The organism is uncultured Phenylobacterium sp., assembly GCF_902826855.1.
Lineage (GTDB): Bacteria > Pseudomonadota > Alphaproteobacteria > Caulobacterales > Caulobacteraceae > Phenylobacterium.
Map to the genome: position 1 here is coordinate 31,985 of NZ_CADEGK010000006.1, position 6,420 is coordinate 38,404.

7 protein-coding genes are annotated in these 6,420 nt (G+C 70.5%); 2 read left to right on the forward strand and 5 right to left on the reverse strand.

Going from position 1 to position 6,420, the window contains the following annotated elements; genetic code table 11:
• Positions 1–77: 77 nt before the first annotated feature.
• Positions 78–428: a YciI family protein gene (locus tag QZV94_RS01875; protein ID WP_293676102.1), complete on the forward strand. Its 351-nt coding sequence runs from the start codon at positions 78–80 to the stop codon at positions 426–428.
• A 57-nt stretch (positions 429–485) separates the two neighbouring features.
• A complete protein-coding gene (locus QZV94_RS01880) occupies positions 486–908 on the forward strand; it encodes a VOC family protein (RefSeq protein ID WP_293676103.1) in 423 nt (140 codons plus the stop codon).
• Positions 909–922: 14 nt separating this feature from the next.
• Here QZV94_RS01880 and QZV94_RS01885 read toward each other — a convergent pair whose 3' ends face one another.
• The 5 genes from QZV94_RS01885 to rfaE2 form a co-directional block, all read right to left on the reverse strand.
• Positions 923–2,005: a M14 family metallopeptidase gene (locus tag QZV94_RS01885; protein WP_293676104.1), complete on the reverse strand. Its 1,083-nt coding sequence runs from the start codon at positions 2,003–2,005 to the stop codon at positions 923–925.
• Complete coding sequence (locus QZV94_RS01890; protein ID WP_293676105.1) at positions 2,005–3,000, reverse strand: NADP-dependent oxidoreductase; 996 nt, start codon at positions 2,998–3,000, stop codon at positions 2,005–2,007. The genes QZV94_RS01885 and QZV94_RS01890 overlap by 1 nt, the downstream gene beginning before the upstream one ends.
• 36 nt (positions 3,001–3,036) lie before the next feature.
• Positions 3,037–4,092: a DUF3089 domain-containing protein gene (locus QZV94_RS01895; RefSeq protein WP_293676106.1), complete on the reverse strand. Its 1,056-nt coding sequence runs from the start codon at positions 4,090–4,092 to the stop codon at positions 3,037–3,039.
• A 41-nt stretch (positions 4,093–4,133) separates the two neighbouring features.
• Complete coding sequence (rfaD, locus tag QZV94_RS01900; RefSeq protein WP_293676107.1) at positions 4,134–5,138, reverse strand: ADP-glyceromanno-heptose 6-epimerase; 1,005 nt, start codon at positions 5,136–5,138, stop codon at positions 4,134–4,136.
• Positions 5,135–6,420: D-glycero-beta-D-manno-heptose 1-phosphate adenylyltransferase (gene rfaE2 / locus QZV94_RS01905; RefSeq protein WP_293676108.1), on the reverse strand; the 1,286-nt coding region annotated here is incomplete at its 5' end. The genes rfaD and rfaE2, both read right to left, overlap by 4 nt.

Sequence of the window (6,420 nt, forward strand, 5' to 3'; positions counted from 1 at the left end):
GTCCTGCAGAATTGTCGGCGCCGGCCCACGCCATTCGTCCAGAGGCATGAGTCCACCGCGCCGCAGGAGCCGCCGCCATGAAGTACCTCTGCCTCGTCTATCTCGAACCCGGCGCTCTGGCGGGATTGAATGCAGAGCAGCAAGCCGACCTGGACCGCGCGTCCCTGGCCTATGACGCCGAACTGGAGAGGCGCGGGCACTTCATCGCCGCCTCGGCCCTGCAGGACGTCTCGAGCGCCAGCACCATCCGCCGCCGTGGCGGCAGGACCCTCGTCGTCGACGGCCCGTTCGCCGAGACCAAGGAGGTCCTGGCGGGCTTCATCTTCATCGAGGCGCGCGACAAGGCCGAGGCGATTGAAATCGCCAGCCACGTCCCCGTCGGCCAATTCGGCAGCATCGAGGTGCGGCCGGATTTGGATATCGGCTGAGTTGGCGCACGCCTGCGGCTGTGGTTTGTGGGCCGGTCCAAGCTCGTAAGGAACCCCATGAGCCTTCTGCAGACCCAGGCCCTCTCCCATCTGGTCATCCAGGCCTCCGACATCACCCGGTCGATGGAATTCTACCAGCGGGTGTTCGGCTACCAGGTGACGATGGACCTGCGCGACCAGCCCGCGAACCGGGTCATCGGCGTTATTGGCGGGCTCGTCATGCAGATCCTCAAGGCCCGCGATCCCGCGCCCGCCGAACCGGTGCAGATGCTGGCCGGCCCGCCCGGTTACGCGCTGGCGGCCTTCTCGGTCCCCGACATCGAAGTCGCGTTGACGGCGTTGCGGGCCGAAGGCCTCTGCGGGCCGGAGCCGGCCTTTGCGGTGGGCGACGTGAAGTTCGTGTTCGTCCGCGACCCGGACGGAATTCTCGTCGAAGTCATCCAACTCCCTGGCGGCGTGAAAACACTCGCCGACGTGTGAGTCGTGGCCGCTTGCTAGGCGACCGCCTTCGTCAGCCCCGCCACCGCCTGGCGCGTGGCGATCAGGGACTGGCCCAGCACCATGCCGCGCCAGAGGTCGGTGTCGACGTAGAAGGCCGCGCGGGTCTGCGCCTGTATCGCTGTCGCCTCGGGGCCGGTCGGGTCGCCGTGGGCGTGCAGCCAGTTGTCGGCGCGCAGGGCGTCCACGACCTTGCCGGTATCGATGGTGCCGTATTCCAGGGCGATGCCGGTGACCCGCGCGTGGGCCAGCAGCCGCGGCGCCGCATCCAGCCAGTCGCCGGCCAGCTTGGCCGAGACGGAGTCACCGCCGCTCACGCTGGTGGCCGCCAGGCCGTGCCACAGGGCGGCGCGGCGGTATTCCTCGGTATCCGGCCCGGCGCTGACGATCTGCTCGGCGTAGCCCTCGGGCCCCAGGCCCGTGTGGTAGTCGATCAGCCCTACGTCGGAGGCCGCCGACAACCGCTCGCGGAAGATCGCCGTCAGCGTCCGGCGCGACCAGGTCTCGCCCGCGCCGCCGTAGAAGATGCCGTCGGGGTGCCGGTACTGGCCGCCCGAGAGCGCCTGCACCAAGGCGGGGAAGCCGTTCGCCCTGGCATAGTCCAGCAGCACCGCGCGTGAGGCCGCCTGGCTCTCGGGACTCCAGTCCAGAGGCTTCACCGCGGCGGCGAGCTTGTCGTACTCGGGGTTGTCCGGAGGCGCCCGTCCGAAGTCGATGAAGTTGCGGTTCAGGTCGACGTTCTCGTGCGTCACCCGCCGGCTCCAGGCGAAGCCGTAGGGGTTGATGGCGTGCACCAGACATGCCGCCAGCCCCGGCCCCAGTCGCGCCGCCTCGCCGCGCTGCAGCCAGTCCACCTGGGCGCCCGAGCCGCAGTGGCCTTCCACCCCGTGGGTTCCGGAGACCAGCACCAGCACGCCGGCCGCGTCCGCCGGTCCGATCCAGGCGACGTCGGTGGCGAGCTCCCCGCCGTCTGGGCCGCGTTCCGGGTGGACGTAGGCCGACAGCGACGCCCCGGCCGCCTTCGCCGCGGCCAGGAACTTGTCGCGCGCCTCGGCATAGGTGGCGCTGAACGGCCCCACTAGATGCGCACCATCCGCTTGCCGCGGTTCTCCCCGCCGAGGAGGCCGATCAGTCCGCCTGGGAGGCTTTCAAGCCCTTCCAGGACGTCCTCTTGCACCTTGAGCTGGCCCGACGCGACCCAGCCTTGCAGGTCGGCCAGCGCCTTCTCGTTCTGCTCGGCGAAGTCCATCACCACGAAGCCGCGCAGGGTCAGCCGCTTGGTTACGATCAGGCCCGGAATCCCGCGCGGTCCGTGCGCCGGCGGCGCGCCGTCGTACTGCGAGAGCGCTCCGCAGCAGGCGATTCGGCCGAAGTTCTTCATGGCGAACAGGCAGGCCTCGAAGATCGGCCCGCCGGTGTTGTCGAAATAGACGTCGATCCCGTCCGGTACGGCGGCGCGCAGCAGCCGCTTGAACTCAGGGCTCTTGTAGTCGACCGCCGCGTCGAACCCGAGTTCCTCGGTCAGCCAGCGGCCCTTCTCCTCGCCCCCGGCGATGCCGACCACATGGCAGCCTTTGATCTTGGCGATCTGACCGACGATCGAGCCTACCGACCCCGCCGCCGCCGAGACCACCACGACATCGCCGGCCTTCGGCTTGCCGCACTCCAGGAGGCCGAAGTACGCCGTAAGGCCTGCGACGCCGTAGACGCTCAGCAGGTGGGTCTCCGGCTTCAGGTCCGGCAGCTTCTCCAGCCGCTTGCCGGGCAGCACCGCGTATTCCTGCCAACCCGCGTCGGCGAACACGAGGTCGCCCGGCTTCAGGTGCGCGACGTTAGACTCCACCACCTCCGAAAGGCCCCCGCCGGCCATCACCTGTCCGCCCTCCAGGGCCGAACGATAGGTCGCGCCCTGCATCCAGGCGCGGTTGGCGGCGTCGAGGGAGATATAGCGGGTCTTCAGCAACACCTCGCCCTCACCCGGCGATGGCCGCTCCCCGGTCTTCAGCGCGAAGTGCTCCGGCGCAAGCTGGTCCCCGCCCGGCAGGCGGTCCAGGACGATCTGGCGATTGGTCATGGCGCGTTCCCTTGAAACCCTTTGGACGCGACCTTCTCACCCCGCGAGCCAGGCCGCCAGCCGCTGCTTCGCATCGGCCTCCACGTCGGCGTAGAACAGGTTGAACCCCGGCGCCTTGCGCCGGTCCGCCCAGGTCCCCGCCTGCTTCAGCGACGCCGAGCGAGGCCGGGTGACATGCAGCACCCCGCCCTTGCACTGCGCCGCGACCTGGCGCGCCATGAACGCCGGCCGCGCGCCCCACTCCAGGCCCGTGGCGTTCGCGGCGCCGAGGTGCAGCCGCGCGGGCGCAAGCTGGTCGGTCACCGCGCCCAGCACCGGGTTGAAGCACAGCGCCGGCCGGGGGGTGATGTTCACCAGCTCGCCCCTGTCATTCCACACCAGCGCCCGGTCCAGCAGACGCTCGCCAGCGTCGAAGTCGCCCTCGTACACCCAGGTCCAGGCCGCGACGCAGCCGGTCTGGCCTCGCCGCATGCACGGCGGGACCGCCGGGGCGTCGGCCGGAGCGACGGTGTCCACCAGGTAGGCCGCCACCAGCCGCTCGCGCAGCACAGGGTCCGGCGCCACTTCCTCTGCGAGCAGCCGCGCCGCCAGGGTGCCGCCCTGCTCCACGCCCACGATCAGGAACGGCCGGCCCCCGTTGTCCCGCGCCAGGTAGCTGCGAAACGCGGCGCGCACGTCGCCATAGGCGAACTGCCGCGCCTCGCGGGCGTCCTCGCGCAGGGTGGTGAGGCTGTAGAGGCTGGCTTGGCGATACCGCGGCGCGAAAACCCGGCCCACCATCACGAACGGGCCGACGTAGTTGGGCGCCATCACCTCGCGGAACTGGCGGTTGGCCTTGGGGTGGTCGATGCGGGCGTTCCAATTGCGTCCGCCGTCATAGGTGGTCGGGGTCACGAAGAAGACATCGGCCGGAGCGACGGCGTCGGCCGCCGGCCGCAGGTACCAGGCCCGCGCGGTGGCGTAGTCGGGGGCCGGCGGCGGGTCGTAGGTCTGGAACGGGACCTTGGGGTCGAGTGCGGTGGAGACCAGGTCTCCCCAGAACGCCGCCACGCCCGCCGCCAGCACCAGGAGCAGGGCCAGCAAGCTCGGCAAGAGCCAGCGCCGGCGTCTGCGGGGCGGCTGCTCCACGGGACCTAGCGGTAGGGGTCGGGCTGGCTGAGGTAGCGGCCGATATAGTCGCCTATCCCCTCCTCCAGCGGCGTCAGCGGCGCGGCGTAGCCGGCGGCGGCTAGGCGCTCCATCTTCGCCTGGGTGAAGTACTGGTACTTGTCGCGAATCGCCGGCGGCATCGGGCCGTACTCGATCTGGGCGTTCTTGCCGGCCGCGCCAAACACCTGCCGCGCCAGGTCCTCGAAGGTCCGCGCCTGGCCGGAGCCCAGGTTGTAGATCCCGCTCACCTGTGGGTTTTCGTAGAGCCAGCGGGTCACGTCGGCCGCGTCACGCACATAGACGAAGTCGCGGCTCTGACCGCCGTCCGGCACGTCGGGCCGGTAGCTCTTGAACAGCTGCACCGCATGCCCGTCGCGCACATGCGGCCAGATCTGCGACGCCACCGACTTCATCGAGTGCTTGTGCTCCTCGTTGGGCCCGTAGACGTTGAAGAACTTCAGCCCCACCCACTGCGGCGGCGCATAGTCCCGGCTGGCCTGCCGCGCGGCGAACAGGTCGAACAGGGCCTTCGACCACCCATAGGTGTTGAGCGGCCGCAGCCGGGCCAGCGCCTCGTAGTCGTTGTCGTCGTCGAACCCATGCTCGCCCCCACCGTAGGTGGCCGCCGACGAGGCGTAGACCAGCCGGCGCTGGTGGTCGGCGCACCAGCGGAACAGGTCGCGGCTCAGCGTGAAGTTCGCCTGCACGATCTTGTCGGCGTCGGGCTCGGTGGTCGTCGAAACCGCCGCCATGTGCACCACCAGCTCGATGTCGCGCCAGCGCTTCTCCAGCCACTCCCACATCTGGTCAGGCGCCACGAAGTCGCCGATTGGAGCCTTGGCGATGTTCTTCCACTTGCCCAGCTCGGCCTCGCGCAGGCGGTCGCAGACCACCACGTCCAGGTCGCGGTCCTCGGCCAGCTTGGCGACGATGTTGGAGCCGATGAACCCCGCCCCGCCGGTGACGAAGATGATCCTGCGCTGGGTCATGCCTGCTCCTTGTCGGCGTTGGGCCGCGCCATCCGCGCGATGGCGGCGCTCGTGGAATAGCCGTCGACGATCTCGGCCAGTTTCACCTCGCCGCCCCACGATTTTACAAGATCGCCCCCCACCACCTCGTCCTCAGCGTAATCCGCGCCCTTGACCAGGACATCCGGCCGCGCCGCTGCGATCAGGTTAAGAGGCGTGGCCTCATCGAAGGGGGCCACGAGGTCGACGCTGCGCAGGCCCGCCAGCACCAGCGCGCGGCTCTCCAGGTCGTTGACCGGCCGCCCCTCGCCCTTCAGCGCCCGCACTGAAGCGTCGGAATTCACGCCCACGATCAGCCGGTCGCACCAGGTCCGCGCCTGCGCCAGGTAGGCGACGTGGCCCTTGTGCAGGATGTCGAAGCAGCCGTTGGTGAAGCCCACCTTCAGCCCCTGCGCTCGCCAGCGCGCCACCTCATCGACCATGCGCTGCAGAGTGGCCACCTTGCCCTCCGCGAGGGCCGAATGGGCGGCCAGCACCGCCTCCACCAGCTCGCTGGGGCTGACGGTCGCGGTGCCGGCCTTGCCGACCGCCACGCCCGAGGCCAACTGGGCAAAGCCGATGGCGGCCTCCATGTCGGCCTCGGCCGCCAGCGCCAGGCCCAGCGCCGCCAGCGCCGTGTCCCCCGCCCCCGAGGCGTCGAACACCTCCCGCGGCGTCGTGCGGAAGTGGCGCACAGCCTCGCCCCGAAGGCCCAGCGAGACGCCCTTGCCGGCGCGGGTGACCAGCACGCCCTTCGTCGCCCACAGCTCCAGGACACGCGCGATGGCGGCCTCCATCTCCGCGTCCGTCTCGGTCGGCAGGTCGGTGGCGTAGGCCAGCTCCGCCGCGTTCGGCTTCACCAGGTCGATGTCGCCGTAGCGTGCGAAGGAGCGGGCCTTGGAGTCCACGATCACCTTCGCGCCCGTCTCGGCGGCCGTCTCGCGGGCGGCGGCGATCACCGCGTCGGTGACCACCCCCTTGCCGTAGTCGGAGATCAGGATCACGCCGGCGCCCCGCGCGGCGTCGCGGATGGTGCGGATCAGCCGCTGCTCGACCTCGCCGACCACCGCGCGGCTCTCCTCCAGGTCCACGCGCAGCAGCTGCTGGCCCGCGGATATGAAGCGGGTCTTCAGCGTCGTCGGCCGCTCGGCGTCGGTGACCAGGTAGCCTTCGATCGCGGGCTGTTCCTGGCCCACCAGCCGCGAGGCCTCGTGCCCCTCCGCGTCGCCGCCCACCAGCCCGACCAGGGCCACGGAACCGCCCA